2 protein-coding genes are annotated in these 2,364 nt (G+C 63.9%); both read left to right on the top strand.

Features of this window, described 5'->3' with window-relative positions; genetic code table 11:
* The coding region (locus tag ACXJ7R_RS30250) for a sugar phosphate isomerase/epimerase family protein (RefSeq protein WP_457155024.1) at nucleotides 1–1,037 on the top strand (1,037 nt) is incomplete at its 5' end.
* A gap of 150 nt (nucleotides 1,038–1,187) precedes the next feature.
* Nucleotides 1,188–2,364 (top strand): Gfo/Idh/MocA family protein (locus ACXJ7R_RS30255; RefSeq protein WP_457155025.1); only part of this gene is annotated, 1,177 nt, incomplete at its 3' end.

The following is a 2,364-nucleotide window of genomic DNA, read 5'->3' on the forward strand; positions in this document are numbered from 1 at the left end:
GCCCTGGACTGTTTCTGGCGCAGTTTGCAGGTGACGCCGCACCGTTCAATTCGCTGGCTTCGATCACCAAATGGGCGGCTGGTCTTGGTTACAAGGGCGTGCAGATCCCGACCTGGGACGCGCGCTTGTTCGATCTCAAGAAGGCGGCATCTTCCAAGGCCTATTGCGACGAGGTGAAAGGCATCTGTGCCGACGCCGGCATCGAGATCACAGAACTGTCGACGCATCTGCAGGGGCAATTGGTGGCGGTGCATCCGGCCTATGATGCGCAGTTCGATGGCTTTGCGCCGGCTTCGGTGCACAACAATCCCAAGGCGCGTCAGAAATGGGCGGTCGAACAGATGAAGTTCGGCGCCAAGGCCTCGCGCAATCTCGGGCTGAACGCCTCTGTGAGTTTCTCCGGAGCACTGGCTTTCCCTTACCTCTATCCGTGGCCACAGCGGCCGGCCGGCCTGATCGAGGAGGCTTTTTCGGAGCTCGGCAAGCGCTGGAAGCCGATCCTTGACGTCTATGAGGACAATGGCGTCGATGTCGGCTACGAAATCCATCCCGGCGAGGACGTGTTCGACGGCGCTACCTTCGAGATGTTCCTCGACGCGGTTGGCGGCCACAAGCGCTGCAACATCAACTACGATCCGTCGCACTTCCTGCTGCAGCAACTCGACTATCTCGAATTCATCGACATCTATCACGAGCGCATCAAGGCGTTCCACGTCAAGGACGCCGAGTTCAACCCGACCGGGCGGCAAGGCGTCTATTCCGGCTATCAGAGCTGGACCAACCGCGCCGGCCGCTTCCGCTCGCTCGGCGACGGACAGGTGGATTTTGGCGGCATCTTTTCCAAGCTGACGCAGTACAACTACGATTCCTGGGCGGTGCTGGAATGGGAATGCTGCCTGAAGCACCCAGAAGACGGCGCGGCAGAAGGCGCACCATTTATCCAGCACCACATCATCCGGGTGACGGAAAAGGCATTCGACGACTTTGCCGGCGGCACCACCGACAAGAAAGTGCTGCGCGGCCTGATGGGGATTTAACGCGACTTCCCTCCCGCTCGAGGGAGGGTGGCCGACGGGCCCGGGTAGGGTCAGTTCAACCGAGCTCTACCTCTACGACCCACCCGATCCGCAGCGCGGATCGACCTCCCGTCAAGGGGCCGGGATATTTCAGACACGAGGAGAAAAGACATGGTCGGCGCATCGAAGTCGGAAACGGGAGGCGGTCCGATCCGCTATGGCATGGTCGGTGGCGGGCAAGGCGCCTTCATCGGCGCGGTGCACCGCATCGCGGCGCGCATCGACAATGATTTCGTGCTGGTCGCCGGCGCGCTGTCCTCCGATCCGGCGCGCGCCAAGGCCTCGGCCGCCGAACTCGGGCTCGACCCGGATCGCAGCTACGGCTCCTATGCCGAGATGGCCAAGGCCGAGGCCAAACGGCCTGACGGCATCGAGGCGGTGGCCATCGTCACCCCCAACAATGTCCACGTGCCGGCGGCCAAGGCCTTCCTCGAGGCCGGCATCCACGTCATCTGCGACAAGCCGCTGGCGACGACGCTTGCGGAGGCCAAGAAGCTGGCCGCCGTGGTCGAGAAGAGCGGCAAGGTGTTCGTGCTCACCCACAACTACACAGCCTATCCGATGGTGCGGCAGGCGCGCGAGATGGTGGCCAAGGGCGTGCTCGGCGACATCCGCATCGTGCAATCCGAGTATCCACAGGACTGGCTGACCGAGGACCTCGCAGCCACCGGCCAGAAGCAGGCGTCGTGGCGTGGCGATCCCAAGCAGGCAGGCGCTGGCGGCGCGCTGGGCGACATCGGCACCCATGCCTATAACCTGGCGCGCTTCGTCTCGGGACTGGAGCTCGCTTCCCTGTCGGCCGATCTCGATGCCTTCGTGCCGGGGAGGCTGCTCGACGACAATGTCAACGTCATGCTGCGCTTCAAGCCGGCCGGCAAGACGCATCCGGCCAAGGGCATGATCTGGGCCAGCCAGGTGGCACCGGGCCATGAAAACGGCCTGAAGCTGCGCATCTATGGCTCGAAGGGCGGGCTGGAATGGGTGCAGGCCGATCCGAACTATCTCTGGTACACGCCCTTCGGCCAGCCGAAGCAACTGATCACCCGCAACGGCGCCGGGGCGCTGCCGGTGGCGGGGCGTGTCAGCCGGGTTCCGCCGGGCCATCCCGAGGGCTACCTCGAAGGTTTTGCCAACATCTACCAGGAGGCCGCGCGCGCCATCCGCGCGGCGCGCAAGAAGGGCGGCAAGCCGGCAAAGGACGTCGTCTTTCCGACCATTCAGGACGGCGTCGAGGGCATGGCCTTCATCGAGGCCTGCGTGAAGTCGTCGAAGAAGAATGGGGCCTGGA

The organism is Mesorhizobium sp. P5_C1, from assembly GCF_054049815.1.